We start from the raw sequence: 18891 nt of genomic DNA on the forward strand, positions 1-18891 counted from the left end.
TCTGAAGAAGAGCCGATGGACGTGGTTCAGCGGACCCTTATTCCGGAAAACCTACCGATGGAAAACGAAGACCAGGATGGCGCGATTGCCACCCCGGTCGGCGAGACGGAAGATCCGCGTCTGCTGCCGGATGGCCAGACGGCGGAAACCGCTACTGCGGCCGATGATCCGGGCACCATCACGCCGCGCAAGGTCCGCACGATGATCGTTCGTCCGGATGGCACCCTGGTCGCCCAGGATGTTCCGGAAGTGGTAACAGCGACACAGACTGCAGCCGCAACGCAGGCCGGCCAGCAGTCCGCGACCCCGGTGCTGGCTGCGCCTAGCCAGCCGGTCAACACGACGGATGTCGTCAAGCCGATCGAGACCAGCGTCGTGCCGCCTGTTGCAACGCCGGCAGCATCCACACCGGTCGAGACGGCGGCTGTCGCTCCTGTCGAGGCACCGGTTGCGGAAATGACCGGTACGCCTGATCCGAAGGCCCCCATTCCGACCAGCCGCCCGGCGCAGCAGCCGGTTAATGTCGTCAGCACGGTGACGGATCAGGGCAATGTGCGCCCGACACCTGCTCCCGCCGCAACCCAGGCGCAGGCTGCGCCGACGGAAACGGCAGCTGTCGCGCCCTCGACACCGGCAGCGACAGCACCGGCGGCTTCTTCCGCATCCGGCAGCTATGCCATCCAGATCGCCTCGCTGCCGTCTGAAGCCGATGCGCAGAAGAGCTACCGAAACCTGTCCGGCAAGTTTGCCAGCGTGCTCGGCGGTCAGCCATTCGAGATCCGCAAGGCCGATATTCCTGGCAAGGGCACGTTCTACCGGGTTCGGGTCGGCGCAGGCAGCAAGGCCGAAGCCGTGGCACTGTGCGAGAAATATCGTGCAGCCGGCGGAAGTTGCCTGGTCTCGAAATGATCCTGGCATCTTCGATTGCGTAATTCAGGGGGCGGAACCGACGGTTCCGCCTCTTTTTCTGTGTATGAGGCCCGTCCTCGCAAGATCCCCCGCTTCGGCTTTCATCCCTCCGGAACTATGATTCAAGCCATGACCCAGACAAATGCCCCTGCCAAATCCATGATCCTCGGTTGCCTCGGCCAACGCCTGACGGCAGATGAAAAGGCGTTCTACCGCGACGAACAGCCCTGGGGTTTCATCTTGTTCGGCCGCAATATCGGCGAGGCAGCGCAGATCAAGGACCTCGTTGCGGAGATGCGCGAGACGGTCGGCGGGCGCAACGCGCCGGTGCTGATCGACCAGGAGGGGGGACGCGTTCAGCGCATTCGCGACCCGATCGCGCCGCGTTACCCGTCCGGCGCCATGATCGGCGAATTGTATCGCGCCGACGCGGAGAAGGGGTTGCGGGCCGCCTGGCTGCTGTCGCGTCTTCACGCTTTCGACCTTTACCGTCTCGGCATCAATGTCGATTGCCTGCCGGTTCTTGATGTACCGGTCGAGGGTGCCAGCAACGTGATCGGCGACCGCGCCTACGCAACCGACCCTCGGATCGTTGCCGCCATCGGGCAGGCGGCGGCCGATGGCCTGAAGGCCGGCGGTGTGCTGCCGGTGATGAAACACATTCCGGGCCATGGCCGCGGCATGGCCGACAGCCATCATGATCTGCCGGTGGTCACGGTCCCGCGGGCAGACCTGGAGGCGCATGATTTCCTGCCGTTCGGGGCCTTGCGCAACGAGTTGATGGCCATGAGCTGCCATGTGGTATATTCCGATATCGATCCGGAGCATCCGGCATCGACATCGCGGATCGTCACCGACGAGATCATTCGCGGGTCTATCGGTTTTGAAGGGCTGCTGATGTCGGACGATATTTCGATGAATGCCCTGAAGGGCACGATCGGCGAGCGGGCCGAGCGCATTGCCGCCGTTCTGGACGTCATCCTGCATTGCCACGGTCACATGGACGAAATGCAGGCGGTTTCTGCCGCTGCATCCGAACTGTCGGGCGCCGCAAGGCGGCGGGCCGACGCGGTCGAGGCCGCCTTCACGCTGCCGGATGACAGCGACGAGCAGGCCTTGCGCGACGAGTTCGCGTCGCTTCTGGCGGTTGCTTGATGGTGCGCGGCCCGGTCCTCCCGACGATCGTCAATCGTCCGTCGAACGCCGAGACCCCGGCGCCGATGCCGATGGACAGTCTGTGGCAGGACAATGCCGAGGACCGCGCCGTCACCGATCCGGCGCTTTTGATCGATGTCGCCGGCTTCGAGGGGCCGCTCGATCTTCTGCTGTTCCTCGCACGCAACCAGAAGGTCGACCTTTCCCGCATTTCCGTGCTGGCGCTGGCCGAGCAATATCTGCAGTTTGTCGAAAGCGCGCGGCGCATCCGTCTTGAACTGGCGGCCGACTATCTGGTGATGGCGGCGTGGCTTGCCTATCTGAAGTCGCGGCTGCTGATCCCGCAGCAAGCCAAGGACGATGGACCATCGGGCGAAGAGATGGCCGCGACGCTGGCCTTCCGGTTGAAGCGACTGGAGGCGATGCGCGATGCAGCCACGCGCCTGATCAACCGCAACAGGCTTGGTCGCGACGTCTTTGCGCGCGGCGCGCCGGAGCATGTGCCGCGTCGCAGCGAAAGCGCCTATGAGGCGACGCTGTATGACCTCCTGACCGCCTATGCGTCGCTGCGCCAGCGCCAGGCTGTCACCCAGGTGACCATCGAGCGCCGCAAGGTATGGTCACTTGTCGATGCGCGCGGCATGCTGACCCGCATGATCGGCGAAATCGATGACTGGACGGCCCTGGAACATTATCTGTTGCGCTACCTGCCGAGCGAGGAAGAGCGCGTGACGGCGATTGCCAGCTCGTTTGCCGCCTCGCTGGAACTGGTGCGCGAAGGACGGCTGGAGATCCGCCAGGAAGGCGCCTTCCAGCCGATCTTCATGCGCAGCGGACCCAAGGCCCAAGCCCTGAAGTCGGTGGAGTGAGGCGCGCATGAGCGGCAGTGATCAAAACGACGTCATCGACGACCAGGATTTCGAGACCGGCAAGGCGCCGACCGATCCGCAGCGGGCGTTCGACGAGCGCGAGGCGCTGCGGATTGCAGAGGCACTGGTGTTTGCCTCTGCCGAGCCGGTGTCGACCCATTTCATTTCCGAGCGCCTGCCGCGCGATATCGATGCGGCCACGATCCTCCATCGTCTGAAGGACGACTATGCCAGCCGCGGCGTCAATCTGGTTCAGGTCGACGACTATTGGGCCTTCCGGACGGCAGCCGACCTCTCGTTTGCCATTCGCAACGAAGAGATAGAGGTCAAGAAACTGTCGCGCGCGGCATTGGAAGTGTTGTCGATCATCGCCTATCACCAGCCGGTGACGCGGGCGGAGATCGAGGATATCCGCGGCGTCCAGACATCCAGGGGCACGCTGGACGTGCTGATGGAGGCCGGCTGGGTGCGGTTTCGCGGCCGTCGCCGCTCGCCGGGGCGTCCGGTGACACTGGGCACGACGCGTGATTTTCTCGATCACTTCGGTCTTGAGGAACTACGCGACCTGCCGGGTCTCGAGGAACTCAAGGGCGCTGGACTGCTGTCCGGGCGCATCCCGTCGAATTTCAATATCCCGCTCCCCTTCGGCAGTGATGACCTGACGGAAGACGAGGATCCGATCACCCAGCTTGATCTCGAGGAACTCGGCCTCTTGACTCCGGGCGGTGAAGCAGAGGAATAGGGTCAGCTTTTGAATGGTAACCGGCAGTTCCCCCGGATGCCCGGTGGGAATTCAGTCCCGGCGGTGCATCCAGCGGATAAGAGGCCGTGCGGACGACGGAATGAACCCAGCGAGAAGCCAGCATGGAGACGGACAGCGCACGGCCGGCGTGACCTTTGCCGCGCGTCTGACCTTTGAGGATATCCGCCACCGCTATCACGGCAAGGACACGATCCGCGGCGTCACGCTGACGGCCGAGCCGGGTGAAGTTCTATGCCTGCTCGGACCGTCCGGATCGGGCAAGACGACGCTGCTGCGCATTGCGGCCGGCATCGAGGTGCAGACCAGCGGGCGGTTGTTGATCAATGACAGCGAGGTGGCCGGTCCGTCCGGTTTCGTACCGCCGGAAAAGCGCGGTATCGGGCTGATGTTCCAGGATTTTGCCCTGTTTCCCCATATGAGCGTGCTGGACAATGTCCGCTTCGGCCTGACCGCCATGCCGTCTAAGAATGCGGTGTCCGAGGCGATGCTGGCACTGGAGCGGGTGGGGCTGTCCCACTATGCCGAGAAATACCCGCATTCACTGTCCGGCGGTGAGCAACAGCGCGTGGCGCTGGCCCGGGCGCTCGCCCCGCGCCCAAGCGTGCTGTTGATGGATGAGCCTTTTTCCGGTCTGGACTCGCGGCTGAAGGATACGATCCGGGCCGACACGCTGGATATCCTGCGCGAAAGTCGGGCAACCGCCGTCGTCGTCACCCATGATGCCGAGGAAGCCATGCGCATGGCGGACCGCATTGCTTTGCTACGTGACGGCCAATTGGTGCAGGTCGGCACATCCGACGATCTCTATCGGCGACCGCGCGACCTGTTTGCCGCCGCCTTTTTCTCGGAAATCAACGAATTTTCAGGGACCGTCACGGGTGGCAGGGTCGAGACGCCACTTGGAACAGCTCCGGCCAATGGCTTTGCCGAGGGGTGCGAGGTCTCGATCGCTGTGCGGCTGTCGGGGCTCTCCGTCCGCGAAAGCGGCGGCGCCATCCCGGCGCGCATCCTTGCCCGGAGGTTCCTCGGCGTGGTCGAACTCCTTGACCTTGCCATACCGGGCACCGAACGTCCCGTGCGTGCCCGCATCCGCGCCGATCTGTTGTCGCCAGCTATACGAGATGTGACGATCACAGTCGATCCGCGTGACATTTTGGTGTTTGAAAAACCGATAGAAAACCCCTACATCGGGGAAACGCAAATCTAAGGAGTGGCAGGTAATGGGTTCTTTCAGCTTGTGGCACTGGATCATCGTTCTGGCGATTGTCCTTCTGCTGTTCGGTCGTGGCAAGATTCCGGAACTCATGGGTGACGTTGCCAAGGGCATCAAGAGCTTCAAGAAGGGCATCAGCGACGAGGACGAGCAGGATACGGCATCCTCGACCTCGACCACGCCCGGTGCAACCACCGCGAAGACTGTCGACCACAAGGCCGACGAGACCAAGTAACAACACTGATCCCGTGTCCGGATCCGGCGGCCATGCCGCCGGGACAGCATTGTGCATGGATACGGGATCGAATGGCGCGGTATCGTCGCGTCGCCGGACTATGGCATCAGGAGCCGTTGAATGCTGGATATTGGCTGGACCGAGCTGCTCGTCATCGCGGTAGTCCTGATCGTGGTGGTCGGTCCCAAGGACCTGCCGCCGATGATCCGTGCATTTGGCAAGATGACCAAGCGCCTTCGCCAAACGGCAGGCGAATTCCGCTCGCAGTTCGACGAAGCGCTGCGCGAGGCGGAACTCGACGATTTGAAGAAATCGGTCGATGATATCCGCTCGCTCAATCCGACCAATTCGTTGCGGGAAGCGATCAACCCGCTGCGTCAGATGGGCCAGGACATCAAGTCCGACTTGCAGAAGGCGAGCCGAGTCGATGCACCCGCCGCCGTCTCGCAGAAACCTGCGACCGCAAGTGATGTGGCCGGCACGCCCGTTGTCGAACATTCGATCCTGCCCGATCTGGTCGCGCCGACGCCGCCGCCTGCCGATCTCGTTTCAGTGGCTCCGGTTGCCGCCACCGCCACAGCGCCGGCCACATCATCTCCGGCCGGCATCGATCAGCCGGTGAAGAAGACGGTGAGCCGGAAGAAAGCGCCGACAACGACCGACGTGACCGAGGCTTCCGTTACGGTCGCCAAGTCCCCTAAGGTAAAGCGCGCAGCAACGACTGCTTCGCCATCCGCTGCAGCGGCGGCCCCCAAGGGTGCGTCTAAGGCTGCAACCAAGGCGCTCTCACCCGAGATTGCCGGACCAAAGACGGCAGAGCCCGTCGCTGCCGTGACGCAAGCCGGAACGGTTGCAGCGCCTGCTGCGCCGCGCAAGCCACGTAAGACCAAGAGTGAGGACCGTGCATGAGCGGCGAAACCGAAGACAAGCCGCAGCCGCTGATCGAACACCTGATCGAGTTGCGTTCCCGGCTCATTTGGGCGATCGGCGCCTTTTTTCTCGCCTTCATCGTCTGCTTCTTCTTCGCCAAGCAGCTCTTCAATCTGCTGGTCATTCCCTACAAATGGGCTGTTCTCTGGGCAGGCCTCGACCTGTCCAAGGCGGAGCTGATCTATACGGCGCCGCAGGAATTCTTCTTCACCCAGGTCAAGGTCGCAGCCTTCGGCGCCATGGTCATTGCCTTCCCGGTGATCGCCTCCCAGGTCTACAAGTTTGTCGCGCCCGGTCTCTACAAGAACGAGCGTCAGGCTTTCCTGCCCTTCCTTGTTGCTTCACCTGTGCTGTTTCTGCTGGGAGCATCGCTGGTCTACTTCTTCTTCACGCCGATGGTGATGTGGTTCTTCCTCGCCATGCAGCAGGCGCCGGGTGAGGGCGAGGTGGCGATCTCGCTGATGCCCAAGGTCTCGGAATATCTGAGCCTGATCATGACGCTGGTCTTTTCCTTCGGTCTGGTGTTCCAGTTGCCGGTGGTGACCACGCTTCTGGCGCGTGTCGGCATCATCGAAAGCGAGTGGCTGGCCGAGAAGCGCAAGTACTTCATCGTCATCGCTTTTGTCGTGGCAGCAGTGCTCACGCCGCCGGATCCGCTCTCCCAGATCGGTCTTGCACTCCCGACGATCCTTCTCTACGAGATTTCCATCTATGCGGCGCGAATCGTCGAGCGCAATCGGGCCAAGACTACCGCTGTCGAGGCTGCCTTGAACGAGACGGAATAGGCGGTTCTCCGCCATTCCCGCCGCCGGTTTAACCCATGCCGACATGGGGCCGGACGAGGCCGTCGGCCAGATCCGATCCCGGTCCAAATCAAGACCTGGAACGACAATGCTCGATATCAAGTGGATCCGTGACAATCCCGAGGCTCTCGATGCTGCGCTGGCCAAGCGCGGTGCAGAACCGCTGTCTGCCAGCCTGATCGCTTTGGATGAAAAGCGCCGCTCGGTGGTCCAGGCGCTGCAGGACATGCAGTCGCGCCGCAATGCTGCTTCCAAGGAGATTGGTGCTGCCATGGGCCAGAAGGACATGGCGCTGGCCGATAAGTTGAAGGCCGAAGTGGCCCACCTGAAGGACACGATGCCGGTCGCCGAAGAAGACGAGCGCCGGCTGAACGCCGAGCTTTCGGATGCGCTGTCGCGCATCCCCAACGTTCCGCATGACGATGTGCCGGTTGGCCGCGACGAAAACGACAACGTCGTTACCCGCATGACCGGCCAGAAGCCGGGCTGGAACCATCCGGCCAGGGAGCACTACGAGATCGGCGAAGCGCTCGGCTACATGGATTTCGAACGCGCCACCAAGCTGTCGGGCTCGCGTTTCACCGTGTTGACCGGTCCGCTTGCAAGACTGGAACGCGCACTCGGCCAGTTCATGATCGACCTGCACACCAGCGAACATGGCTATACCGAAGTGTCGTCGCCGCTGATGGTGCGCGCCGAAACGCTGTATGGAACAGGCAATCTGCCGAAGTTCGAGGAAGATCTGTTCAAGACCACCGACGGTCGCTACCTGATCCCGACGGCCGAAGTGACGCTGACCAACCTCGTCGCCGGTGACATTCTCGATCAGGAAAAGCTGCCGCTGCGTTTCACCGCACTGACCCCGTCTTTCCGGTCGGAAGCCGGGTCTGCCGGTCGTGATACCCGTGGCATGCTGCGCCAGCACCAGTTCTGGAAATGCGAACTCGTCTCGATTACCGATGCCGAAAGCTCGATTGCCGAGCACGAGCGTATGACGGCCTGCGCCGAAGAAGTCTTGAAGCGCCTCGGCCTGCATTTCCGCACGCTGACGCTGTGCACCGGCGACATGGGTTTTGGTTCGCGCAAGACCTACGACCTTGAAGTCTGGCTGCCTGGCCAGAACACTTACCGCGAAATTTCGTCCTGCTCGGTCTGCGGCGATTTCCAGGCGCGGCGCATGAACGCGCGCTACCGCGGCAAGGACGGCAAGGGCACGACCTTCGTGCACACGCTGAACGGCTCGGGCACGGCGGTCGGTCGCTGCCTGATCGCAGTCATGGAAAACTATCTCAATGAAGATGGCTCGATCACTGTTCCTGACGTCCTGCTGCCCTACATGGGCGGTCTGACGAAAATCGAAAAGGCCAACTGAGCCGCAAGAGGAAACGGGCGATGCGCATTCTGCTGACCAATGACGACGGGATCCATGCCGAGGGTCTGGCCGTTCTCGAGCGGATCGCCCGCAAGCTCTCCGATGACGTCTGGGTTGTCGCCCCCGAAACCGACCAGAGCGGCCTTGCCCATTCTTTGACGTTGTCGGAGCCTCTCCGATTGCGCGAAGTCGGCGAAAAGCGCTTTGCCCTGCGCGGCACGCCGACCGATTGCGTCATCATGGCGATCCGCAAGGTGCTCGATCGCAAACCGGATCTGGTCTTGTCCGGCGTCAATGCCGGCGGCAACATCGCCGATGACGTCACCTATTCCGGCACGGTGGCCGGCGCGATCGAGGGCACCGTGCATGGCGTGCGTTCCTTCGCACTGTCCCAGGTCTACGACTATGTCGCCCGCACGCCGGTTCCGTGGGACGTGGCCGAAGCCTATGCGCCGGACCTGATCCGCAAATTGTCGACCGTCGACCTGCCGCCGGGCACCTTTCTCAACCTGAACTTTCCCTGCGCCAAGCCGAGCGAGGTTCAGGGTGTCGAGGTGACGGGGCAGGGCAAACTCGATTTCGGCCTCAGCGTCGAAGAGCGGCATGACAATCGCGGCGTTCCCTATTTCTGGCTGCAATTCGGTGACCGCAAGGGAGATTTCCGCGCCGGCACGGATCTCCAGGCGATGCGGGAAAAGAAGATCTCGGTCACGCCGCTCAAGCTCGATATGACCGACTATGCGGTCCAAGACCGTGTGGCGGCAGCGCTAGGCTTCGGGAGCGGCGCGTGAAGTCTGCACTGCTCGAGAAGGAGGGTTTTGCCGCGCTGGTCCTGCGTTTGCGGGCCGAAGGCTTGAGCAATATCGATCTGCTGACCGCCGTCGAGCAGACGCCGCGCTCGCTGTTCGTGTCTCCCGACTATGCTGAGAATGCCTATTCCAGCCGCTCGATCCCGATCGAATGCGGGCAGTTCATGGAAGGGGCTGATCTCGCCGTGCGTCTTCTGTCGCTTCTGCAGGTCAAGCCGGGCCAGCGGGTGCTGGAAATCGGCACCGGTAGCGGATTTGTCACCGCCGTTCTGGCGCGCCTTGCCGAGCGCGTCATTTCGATCGAGCGGTATCGCACGCTTGTCGGCAATGCACAGCGCCGGCTCGACAGCCTTGGTTTGCGCAATGTAATTTTGCGGCAGGCCGATGGCAGCAACGGTCTGCCGGGCGAGGGCACGTTCGATCGCATCTTCGCGGCATCCGCCTATCCGTCCATGCCGCGTTTTTTTGCCGAACAGCTGGTCTCGGGCGGCATGCTGCTGGTGCCGATCATGGTCGACGCAGAGCGCTGCATCATGGTTCGGCTGACCAAGACCGGCAGCCGTTTCGAGCGGGAAGACCTCTTCGAAGTGCCTTTTCTGCCGATGCAGCCGAAAATTGCCCTGCATATCTGACGCAAGCCGGAAGTCGGCTGCCTGGCCGCATCGCTTGTCTGGCAGAGGTTTTCGGATGGCGGCACAGTGTTGCCGGCCTGCCGGCGATCAAGCTCTTACATGCGTAATCTCGAAATAGTTCACAACGATTCCGAGCGGTTAACCGGCCGGTAACACTAACGCGCTTTAATAAAACCCATAGTTCGTTGCGTCATATGTGGGTCGAGTCATGCGTAAAAGTGTATCGCCGAAAGCCGGATTGCCCTTCGCCCGTCTCTGCGGTGCCATTCTTCTGGCCAGTACCGCGGCAGGGTGCAGTTCCGATGCGACCCGTTTCAGTTCGCTGTTTTCCACGGACAATATCACCACGGCATCGATCCCGCGCCAGCAGGCCGGGATGAACGGCCAGGCGCCGATGCCCGCCGAGAATATCGGCAGTGGCTCCGTCGCATCGCAGCCGAACTACAACTACAACAATCAGCAGCAGGCAATGGCGCAGCCTATGCCGGCCGCCAGCACCTATCAGCCGGCCTCGGCGCGCGCCGCCAGCACGCCGGTCGCCGTCCAGCGGACCGAGCTTGCCGCGCCGGCAGGCGCCGCACCGTCTGCTGGCGCCAATCGCAACGCCGCGCGTGCGGAAGCGCTGGCCCAACCATTCCCGAGTGCTCCGGCGCAGACCGGCAACGAGACCGTTGCACTGGCGGCCCCTGCGCGGAACCTAGCCGAACCGGCAACAACAGGCACCACGCCGAAGACCGCCGGCTGGAGCGCGACCAATGGTGCGCGTGTCACTTTGAAGCCGGGCGAAACCATTGCCACGCTGTCCGATCGCTACGGCGTGCCGCAGAAGGAGATCCTCAGGGTCAACGGCCTGACCAAGTCCAGCGACGCTGCAAGCGGCCAGATGGTCATCATCCCGACCTTCGGAGGCGGCGCCAATGCTGCCCGCGCAGCCTCGGATTCGTCCGCAGTGCCGCTCGACGGCAAGAAGCCGATCCTGCCCGACCAACAGCAGAACGTGGCGGTTCTGCCGACCTCGCTCAATTCGCGTGACAAGCAGCAGGCGGCTTCCGCCAGCGCCAATGGCAAGTCTCTCTCCGGCGCAGGCGAGGGCGATGCTCCCGGCAGCTACGTGGTGAAGCCGGGCGATTCACTTGCCCGTATTGCCAAGGCGACCGGTACGCCGGTTGACCAGTTGAAAAAGGCAAACGGCCTGACCACCGCCAATATCCGTATCGGCCAGACACTGAGGATCCCGGCAAACGGCGCAGCCGTTGCCAAGGCAGCTCCGGCGACTGATCAGGTCAAGACGGCATCCGTCCCTGCCGCAAACCAGCCGGCAGGCTACAAGGCGCCGACCGCGACCAAGTCCGTCAGCGAAGTCGCCTCCGTCGATACCGAGTCGGCAGCACCGGAAGCAACCGGCATCGGCAAGTATCGCTGGCCCGCCCGCGGTGCGGTGATTGCCGGATTCGGTGCCAATGTCGATGGCAAGCGCAGCGACGGCATCTCGATCTCGGTCCCGACCGGCACCCCGGTCAAGGCAGCTGAAAATGGCGTGGTTATTTACGCCGGCAACGGCCTGAAGGAACTTGGCAATACCGTTCTGGTTCGTCACGACGACGGTACCGTCACCGTCTACGGTCATGCCGATGCTCTGGACGTTCAGCGCGGCCAGAAGGTGCAGCGCGGTCAGACGATCGCCACGTCCGGCATGAGCGGCAACGTCAAGCGGCCGATGCTGCATTTCGAAGTGCGCAAGAACGCGTCGCCGGTCAATCCAATGACTTTCCTGGAATAGGTTTTGCGTACCAGGTAGCGAGAAAGGCCCGGTGGAACCCGGGCCTTTTTGCGTTCAGGCCTGCGGACGGTCGACCGGGATACGCATCCGCCCGGCGAGATCCTGGATATACTGCCAGGCGACGCGGCCGGAGCGACCGCCGCGCGTCGTCGCCCATTCCAGCGCCTCGTGATGCAGTACTTCCCGTTCAAGCGGCAGCTTGAAATAGTCGGCATAGCCATCGATCATCGTCAGATAGTCGTCCTGGCTGCATTTGTGGAAGCCGAGCCAAAGGCCGAACCGGTCCGACAGCGACACCTTTTCCTCGACCGCTTCCGAAGGGTTGATCGCCGTCGACTGCTCGTTTTCCATCATGTGGCGTGGCAAAAGATGACGACGGTTCGAGGTTGCGTAAAACAGCACATTGTCCGGCCGTCCCTCGATGCCGCCGTCGAGCGCTGCCTTCAGCGACTTGTAGGCGGTATCATCATGGTCGAAGGACAGGTCGTCGCAGAAAACGATGATCCGGTGATCGGCCACTTTCAGGATGTCGAGCAGGCCCGGCAGGCTGGAAATATCCTCGCGATGCACCTCGACCAGCTTCAGCGAAACACCGGTTGTCTTGCGGATATCGGCGTGTACCGCCTTGACCAGCGATGACTTGCCCATGCCGCGGGCACCCCAGAGCAGGACATTGTTGGCCGGAAAGCCTTCGGCAAAGCGCAACGTGTTGTCCTGCAGGATGTCGCGCACATGATCGACGCCGCGGATCAACTGCAGTTCGACCCGGTTGGGCCGCACAACAGGCTGAAGATGATGACGCGCCGCGTTCCAGACAAAACAGTCGGCGGCGCTCCAATCGTTGACCACCGGCTGTGGTCCGGCCAGCCGCTCGATGGCGTCGGCCAGCCGTTTGACTTCACCCAGCAGAGCCAGCGTCGTGTCATCACTCATGGCAACCTCCTTGCGATCTGCATTCATCGGGCCTCGAAGGCCCCTTGTCCGCCGGGTAACATGGTGATTTTTCCACCGAAAGGGTAAGAGCCGGGAAAATGGTACGCAGGCGCGCTGTTTTTGTTGCATTCGCAGGCTTGGTCACTATATTCCGGCGACCTGAACGCGGGGGCCGTGAAGCCTGCCGCTTGTCTTCATAGGAGTTTTTCATGTTTATCACGCAGGCCTTTGCCCAGGGAACGACCGCAGCTCCGAGCGCGATGGGTTCCGGGTTCGAAATGCTGCTGCTGTTCGCACCGCTGATGGTGGTCTGGTATTTCTTCCTGATTCGCCCGCAGCGCGCCCAGCTGAAGAAGCGCCAGGAATCGCTGTCTGCCATTCGTCGCGGCGACCAGGTTGTTCTCGGCGGCGGCCTCGTCGGTAAGGTCACCAAGGTGGTCGACGACAACGAGCTCGAAGTTGAAATCGCCGACGGCGTCAAGGTTCGTGCCATGCGCACCTACATCGCCGAAGTCCGCGTCAAGGGCGAGCCCGTCAAGACGGACGCGGCCTCCTAATCATCGCCAGGCCGGCCTTGCGCCGGCCTTTGCGTTTTTGTTCGACGCCTCATTTCTGAGAGTGCCATGCTATACGTTTCTCGCTGGAAGACAGTGTTTATCTGGCTGACCGTCCTGGTCAGCGTCTTGTTGGCTTTGCCCAACGCCTTCAGCGATGAAGAATTGTCGGCCTTCCCATCCTGGTTCCCGACCAACAAGGTAACCCTTGGTCTCGATCTCCAGGGCGGGTCGCACATCATGCTCAAGCTTGAGCATGCCGACATAGTCAAGGAACGTCTGGAAACAGTGGTCGGCGATATCCGCGCGCAATTGCGCGACGCGAGCATTCGCTACACAGGTCTTTCCGGCGTCGGCCAGCAGGTCCAGGTCCGCATCACGGATGCAGACAAGGTCGAGGCGGCCGTCGAGGCGCTGCGCACACTGACCGATCCCGTCAGCGCTGGCGGCCTGACGGGCGGATCGATTACCGAAGTCACGCTTGAGCAACAGGATGGCGGCCTTCTGCGGTTGAACCTGACGGATGCCGGTATCGACTACCGTGTGTCGTCGGCGTTGACCCAGTCGATGGAGGTGGTTCGCCGCCGCGTCGACGAACTCGGGACGACCGAACCGCTGATCCAGCGGCAGGGTGACGATCGCATTATCGTCCAGGTTCCGGGTCTAACCGATCCGCAGCGCCTGAAGTCGCTGCTCAACCAGACCGCCAAGCTGTCTTTCCACATGGTCGACACCTCGATGCCGGTGACCGAGGCGATGAACAATCGTCCGCCACCGTCGTCTGAAATTCTTTATTCCACCGACGATCCGGCGGTTCCCTATCTGATCGAGAAGCGTGCGCTGGTCTCCGGCGAAAATCTCGTCGATTCCCAGGCATCCTTCGATCAGCGCAGCAACGAACCGGTTGTCAGCTTCCGGTTCGACAGCCGCGGCGCCCAGCGCTTTGCCCAGGCAACGCAGCAGAATGTCGGCCGCCCCTTCGCCATCGTGCTGGACCAGCAGGTGATTTCGGCTCCGGTCATTCGCGAGCCGATCCTCGGCGGTTCCGGCCAGATCTCCGGTAACTTCACCGTTGAAGGCGCAAACGACCTCGCCGTGCTGTTGCGCGCAGGTGCATTGCCGGCAACCCTTACCGTTGTCGAAGAACGCACCGTCGGACCAGGCCTCGGTGCCGATTCGATCAATGCCGGCGTTTACGCCAGCGGCATTGGCGCACTTTTTGTTGTCTTCTTCATGATCGCCTTCTACGGCTCCTGGGGCGTCATGGCGAATATCGCCCTGGCCGCCAACGTTGCCATGATCCTGGCGGTACTCAGCCTGATCGGCTCGACGCTGACCTTGCCCGGCATTGCCGGTATCGTGCTGACCATGGGCATGGCGGTCGATTCCAACGTTCTGGTCTACGAGCGCATCCGCGAAGAGGCGAAGGCAGGCCGACCCTTGCACCAGGCGATCGACACCGGCTTCACCAAGGCCTTTGCCACCATCGTCGACGCCAACCTAACGACGCTGATTGCAGCCGTGGTTCTGTTCTTCCTTGGATCCGGCCCGGTGCGCGGCTTTGCCGTGACGCTTGCGGTCGGTATCGTGACCACCGTCTTTACCGCCTTCACCATGACCCAGTGGCTGATGGCCATGTGGTTCCGTTGGAAGCGTCCGAAGCATGTGCCGAAGAGCGTGCGCACAGGCATGTTCGACGCGCAGAACATTCGCTTCATGGCAGTCCGCAACTATACGTTTGCGCTTGCCGGTGCCATGGCCTTCATATCGCTGGCTGGTTTCGCAACGCTTGGCATGAATCTCGGCATCGACTTCAAGGGTGGCTCGATCATCGAGGCCAAGGCGCGCAGCGGTGCGGCGGATATTTCCGATATCCGTGAACGCTTGAGCCAGCTCAATCTTGGCGAGGTGCAGGCCCAGGGCTTTGGCGATGACTCGAGTGTGCTGATCCGCTTGCAGGCGCAAGAGGGCGGCGAAAACGCGGAGCAGTCCGCGTTGAGCAAGGTGCGTGGCGAGCTGGAGGAACAGTATGAATTCCGGCGCGTGGAAGTCGTTGGTCCTTCGGTGTCGAGCGACCTGACATTCAGTGCAACGCTTGGCGTGGCCGTCTCGCTGCTTTTCATCCTGATCTACATCTGGTTCCGCTTCGAATGGCAGTTCGCCGTCGGCGCGATCATCGCGACCATGCATGATGTGATCCTGACGATCGGCTTGTTTGTCTTCCTCGGGCTGGAATTCAATCTGACCAGCATTGCCGCGATCCTGACGATCATCGGCTACTCGCTGAATGATACCGTCGTCGTTTATGACCGAATGCGGGAGAACCTGCGGCGCTACAAGAAGATGCCGCTCAATGTGCTGATCGATATCTCGATCAACCAGACGCTGTCGCGTACCGTGCTCACAGGCTCGACGACGCTGCTCGCCCTGCTTGCGCTTTATCTGTTTGGCGGCGAGGTCATTTCGTCCTTCACGCTGGCCATGCTGTTCGGCGTGCTGATCGGTACCTTCTCGTCGATCTACATCGCCGCACCGGTTCTGATTGCGTTCAAGCTGCGCCCTGAAAGCTTCCAGCAGGACGACGACAAGGGTGACAAGTCTATGAAGACGGCCGCCAAGGCGGGAGCCTGATCGAATGGCGTTCGGCTTTGGAGACAAGGGCATCGTTATCCGCGAGGCTCATTTCCCCGGCCGGGCGCCGATCGATGCCTATGGCAATGGTGGTTTCCGCTTTGCCGACATGTCGCATCGCGGCTCGCTTCTGCTGCTGCCGTCCGGCGTCTATGGCTGGGATGTCAACGACGGCGACGACCTGACGCTTGCTGTCTTCGAGCGGGTATTGGCGGAGACTGGCATCGAGTTTCTGCTGCTTGGCACGGGCAAACAAATGCGCCTGGTCGATCCAGATGTTCGCGCGGCCCTCAAGCAGCGCGGCATCGCCACCGATCCGATGGGTACCGGGGCTGCCGTGCGCACATACAACATCATGCTGGCCGAGCAACGGCCGGTCGCCGCCGCGTTGATTGCGGTCTGACCCAGATAGGTATGCCGTGAGCGAAACGAAACCGGCCAACGAGGCGCTGTGCCTGGCAGCATTGCGCGATCATGATCGTGATCGCTATCTGGCTGCACTCTTGACGCCAGCCGACCGCCGCGCGGGCGTCGCGGCACTCTATGCCTACAATGCGGAACTTGCCCGTGTGCGAGAACTTGTTCGCGAGCCGCTTCCAGGTGAGGTCCGGCTGCAATACTGGCGCGATCTGCTGCAGGGAGCCGGCCACGGGGCGAATGAGGCCAACCCGGTCGCAGCCGAGTTGTTGCAGGCGACGCGGACCTACCAACTGCCGGTCGGGCCGCTGGCCGCCATGGCCGATGCCCGCATCTTCGACCTTTATGACGACCCGATGGAAACCGTTGTCATGTTCGAGGGATATGCTGGCGAGACCGCGGCGACGCTGATCCAGCTTACAAGTCTGGTTCTCGATCCGGCCGCCGCGGCATCAGCCGCCGACACGGCCGGCCATGCGGGCGTTGCCCAGGCGGTTGCCGGCTGCCTTCTGCTGCTGCCCATTCATCGGGCACGCGGGCAGGTCTATCTGCCGCTGGAAATTCTGCGTGCCGTTGGGCTGGAAGGCCCGGACCTGCTCAAGGGAGCCGACAAGGCCCGGCTGTCGGCCGCGATCGAAGCCTTTGCCGGTCTCGGTCTCGATCATCTGGAAAAGGCCCGGCGTTCCGGTACGCCTTCTCGCAGCATACTGCCGGCCTATCTGCCGGCAACGCTGGCCCGGCGTGTCTTGCTGTCCGCGCGTAGCAGGGGGGCGGCAATCCTCGACCACGACATCCGTCCGCCGCAATGGCGCCGACAGTTGCGGATGATGGCAACGCTTGTCTCCGGGCGGATCTGATCTACCTTTCCCGTCAAAGGCTGGTCAGCCGGAACGCAACACGTTCACGCAAGGCTCGGCTGCTAGATCCTCAAATATGATGAAATTGCCTCGACGGGAGACACAAGGTGAGCGTGGTAACTTGGGCGGTCCTGTTGGGAATAGTGGTTGCTCTGGCATTCTATTCCACCCGTATGGCCAGGCATAAGGAAGAGGATGGTTTGCAGGACACGGGCCTGGCGATCCTCGAGTTCGGCCGCGCCTTCCCGCAGGAAGCCATTCGCAGCCTTCACGCGACTGCGGACGCCAAGGCTGTCTTTGTCCGCCTGCATGACAACAAGGCCGGCATCATGCGCACCTTGCGCAACCACTATGCCTGCCACCTGATCGAGCCGGGAACCGTGCGCGTTCGAAACCTGGCCAATGGCAAGGGCTTTGCGGTCGAGTTTCTCGATTCGCCCGCCCACAACGGCGAGTTCACCTTCGCTTCGGCGGCCGATGCGGCGGAAGTGTCACTCTGGCTGCTGGGAAACTATGTCGGGCCGGCCGATCTTGATCCGGCTCCGAACGGGCTGCCGACCACCTGATCGGCAACAGCCCGCTTTGAACGGTCTTTTTATGCGAGACCGAGCCATGCCTTGCAGTCGGCAAGCGCGCGCAGAGCCACAAGCTGCCGCTTCATCACCGTCTTGTCCTTGCCGCGAAAGCGCTTGACGCCCTCCGGCTTGACGATCGAGCCCGGTTCCAGTTCGGGAAACAGGCCGAAATTGATGTTCATCGGCTGGAACGACCGCTTGCCCGGCTCATCATGCGAGACGATATGGCCGCCGGTGATGTGGTTGAGCAGGGAGCCGAGCGCCGTGGTTGCCGGCGGCAGGCTGATTTCTTCGCCCTTGCGCTCGGCGGCCGCAAAGCGCCCGGCCAAAAGGCCAATCGATGCACTCTCGACATAGCCCTCGCAGCCGGTGATCTGACCGGCAAAGCGCAGGCCCGGACGGTTCTTCAGCTGCAGGGTCGGATTGAGCAATGTCGGGGAGTGGATGTAGGTATTGCGATGCAGGCCACCGAGGCGGGCAAACTCGGCGTTTTCCAGACCCGGAATCATCCGGAAGATCTCCGCCTGAGCGCCGTATTTCAGCTTCGTCTGGAAACCGACCATATTGTAGAGCGTGCCCAGTGCATTGTCCTGGCGCAGTTGTACGACGGCATAGGCCTTGACGGTCGGATTGTGCTCGTTGGTCAGGCCCATCGGCTTCATCGGCCCATGCCTGAGCGTTTCGCGGCCTCGCTCGGCCATCACTTCGATCGGCAGGCAGCCGTCGAAATAGGGCGTTCCTTCCCATTCCTTGAAACCGACCGCATCGCCGGCAATCAGGGCGTCGAGGAAGGCATTGTACTGCGCTTCGTCCATCGGGCAGTTGATATAGTCCTTGCCTGTGCCGCCCGGACCGACCTTGTCGTAGCGCGACTGGTACCAGCAGATATCCATGTTGATGCTGTCGCGGTGCACGATCGGCGCAATGGCGTCGAAGAAGGCAAGCGCATCCTCGCCGGTCTTGGCGCGGATCGCCTCGGCAAGGTCCGGCGAGGTGAGCGGGCCGGTGGCAATGATCGCCTGGTCCCAGTCTTCCGGCGGCAGACCGGCGATTTCCTCCCGCACAACGGTAATCAGCGGATGTTTGTCGATCTCGGCGGTCACGGCTTCGGCAAATCCGTCGCGGTCGACGGCAAGCGCGCCACCGGCCGGAACCTGATGGCGATCGGCGCAGGCCATGATCAACGATCCGGCGAGCCGCATTTCCGCATGGATGACGCCGACGGCATTGGCAGTCGCATCGTCGGAACGGAACGAATTGGAGCAGACCAGTTCGGCCAGACTGTCGGTCTTGTGGGCATCGGTACCGCGCACGCCGCGCATTTCGTGCAGAACGACCGGGACACCGGCCTGTGCTGCCTGCCAGGCCGCTTCCGACCCGGCAAGACCGCCGCCGATGATGTGGATGGGGGANAGAGTGCTGTGTGTCATGGGCGGCTCCATATCATGGCGCGG

19 protein-coding genes are annotated in these 18891 nt (G+C 62.3%); 17 read left to right on the forward strand and 2 right to left on the reverse strand.

What is annotated here, in order from left to right; translation table 11 throughout:
• The 12 genes from PDO_RS24720 to PDO_RS24775 form a co-directional block, all read left to right on the forward strand.
• Positions 1-909, forward strand: a 909-nt coding sequence (locus PDO_RS24720) for an SPOR domain-containing protein (RefSeq protein WP_192814393.1), incomplete at its 5' end; no start/stop codon positions are given.
• 129 nt (positions 910-1038) lie between these two features.
• Positions 1039-2064: a beta-N-acetylhexosaminidase gene (gene nagZ / locus PDO_RS24725; RefSeq protein ID WP_007608241.1), complete on the forward strand. Its 1026-nt coding sequence runs from the start codon at positions 1039-1041 to the stop codon at positions 2062-2064.
• Complete coding sequence (locus tag PDO_RS24730) at positions 2064-2933, forward strand: segregation and condensation protein A (RefSeq protein ID WP_007608244.1); 870 nt, start codon at positions 2064-2066, stop codon at positions 2931-2933. Before nagZ ends, PDO_RS24730 begins: the two co-directional genes overlap by 1 nt.
• A 7-nt stretch (positions 2934-2940) precedes the next feature.
• Positions 2941-3675 carry an SMC-Scp complex subunit ScpB gene (gene scpB, locus PDO_RS24735; protein WP_007608245.1) on the forward strand — a complete coding sequence of 245 codons (735 nt, stop codon included), beginning with the start codon at positions 2941-2943 and terminating at the stop codon, positions 3673-3675.
• Positions 3676-3775: 100 nt separating this feature from the next.
• Positions 3776-4903, forward strand: coding sequence for an ABC transporter ATP-binding protein (locus tag PDO_RS24740; RefSeq protein WP_007608247.1), 1128 nt, complete (start codon positions 3776-3778; stop codon positions 4901-4903).
• A gap of 13 nt (positions 4904-4916) precedes the next feature.
• Positions 4917-5144 (forward strand): twin-arginine translocase TatA/TatE family subunit, encoded by a 228-nt coding sequence (locus PDO_RS24745; RefSeq protein WP_007608253.1) that lies wholly within the window; start codon positions 4917-4919, stop codon positions 5142-5144.
• Between the two features lie 120 nt (positions 5145-5264).
• On the forward strand, positions 5265-6053 hold the full coding sequence (gene tatB / locus PDO_RS24750; protein WP_007608255.1) for a Sec-independent protein translocase protein TatB: 789 nt from the start codon (positions 5265-5267) through the stop codon (positions 6051-6053).
• Complete coding sequence (gene tatC / locus PDO_RS24755; RefSeq protein WP_007608257.1) at positions 6050-6859, forward strand: twin-arginine translocase subunit TatC; 810 nt, start codon at positions 6050-6052, stop codon at positions 6857-6859. The genes tatB and tatC overlap by 4 nt, the downstream gene beginning before the upstream one ends.
• 106 nt (positions 6860-6965) lie before the next feature.
• Positions 6966-8249: a serine--tRNA ligase gene (gene serS / locus PDO_RS24760; RefSeq protein ID WP_007608259.1), complete on the forward strand. Its 1284-nt coding sequence runs from the start codon at positions 6966-6968 to the stop codon at positions 8247-8249.
• 20 nt (positions 8250-8269) lie between these two features.
• Positions 8270-9040 carry a 5'/3'-nucleotidase SurE gene (gene surE, locus PDO_RS24765; protein WP_007608262.1) on the forward strand — a complete coding sequence of 257 codons (771 nt, stop codon included), beginning with the start codon at positions 8270-8272 and terminating at the stop codon, positions 9038-9040.
• Positions 9037-9690, forward strand: coding sequence for a protein-L-isoaspartate(D-aspartate) O-methyltransferase (locus PDO_RS24770; RefSeq protein WP_007608266.1), 654 nt, complete (start codon positions 9037-9039; stop codon positions 9688-9690). Before surE ends, PDO_RS24770 begins: the two co-directional genes overlap by 4 nt.
• A gap of 208 nt (positions 9691-9898) precedes the next feature.
• Complete coding sequence (locus PDO_RS24775) at positions 9899-11470, forward strand: LysM peptidoglycan-binding domain-containing M23 family metallopeptidase (RefSeq protein WP_007608268.1); 1572 nt, start codon at positions 9899-9901, stop codon at positions 11468-11470.
• Positions 11471-11524: 54 nt separating this feature from the next.
• On the opposite strand, the gene PDO_RS24780 is transcribed toward PDO_RS24775, so the two are convergent.
• The gene (locus PDO_RS24780; protein WP_007608270.1) at positions 11525-12403 is read right to left on the reverse strand and encodes an ATP-binding protein; all 879 of its coding nucleotides are present in this window, start codon (positions 12401-12403) and stop codon (positions 11525-11527) included.
• 209 nt (positions 12404-12612) lie between these two features.
• Here PDO_RS24780 and yajC point away from each other — a divergent pair, with 209 nt between their 5' ends.
• The 5 genes from yajC to PDO_RS24805 all read left to right on the forward strand — a co-directional run bounded on the left by yajC (position 12613) and on the right by PDO_RS24805 (position 17428).
• Entirely contained in the window at positions 12613-12960 is a 348-nt protein-coding gene (gene yajC, locus PDO_RS24785) for a preprotein translocase subunit YajC (protein ID WP_007608272.1), read from the forward strand.
• A gap of 66 nt (positions 12961-13026) precedes the next feature.
• Complete coding sequence (gene secDF / locus PDO_RS24790) at positions 13027-15588, forward strand: protein translocase subunit SecDF (protein WP_007608274.1); 2562 nt, start codon at positions 13027-13029, stop codon at positions 15586-15588.
• 4 nt (positions 15589-15592) lie between these two features.
• Positions 15593-15991 carry an Mth938-like domain-containing protein gene (locus PDO_RS24795; RefSeq protein WP_007608276.1) on the forward strand — a complete coding sequence of 133 codons (399 nt, stop codon included), beginning with the start codon at positions 15593-15595 and terminating at the stop codon, positions 15989-15991.
• A gap of 16 nt (positions 15992-16007) precedes the next feature.
• Entirely contained in the window at positions 16008-16862 is an 855-nt protein-coding gene (locus PDO_RS24800; RefSeq protein ID WP_007608278.1) for a phytoene/squalene synthase family protein, read from the forward strand.
• Positions 16863-16969: 107 nt separating this feature from the next.
• Positions 16970-17428 carry a hypothetical protein gene (locus PDO_RS24805; protein WP_007608280.1) on the forward strand — a complete coding sequence of 153 codons (459 nt, stop codon included), beginning with the start codon at positions 16970-16972 and terminating at the stop codon, positions 17426-17428.
• A gap of 29 nt (positions 17429-17457) precedes the next feature.
• Here the strand turns inward: PDO_RS24805 and trmFO are convergent, their stop codons facing one another.
• Positions 17458-18867 (reverse strand): methylenetetrahydrofolate--tRNA-(uracil(54)-C(5))-methyltransferase (FADH(2)-oxidizing) TrmFO, encoded by a 1410-nt coding sequence (trmFO, locus tag PDO_RS24810; RefSeq protein WP_007608282.1) that lies wholly within the window; start codon positions 18865-18867, stop codon positions 17458-17460.
• Between the last annotated feature and the right edge of the window lie 24 nt (positions 18868-18891).

Origin of the sequence: Rhizobium sp. PDO1-076 (assembly GCF_000247475.1) — a bacterium.
GTDB lineage: Bacteria > Pseudomonadota > Alphaproteobacteria > Rhizobiales > Rhizobiaceae > Allorhizobium.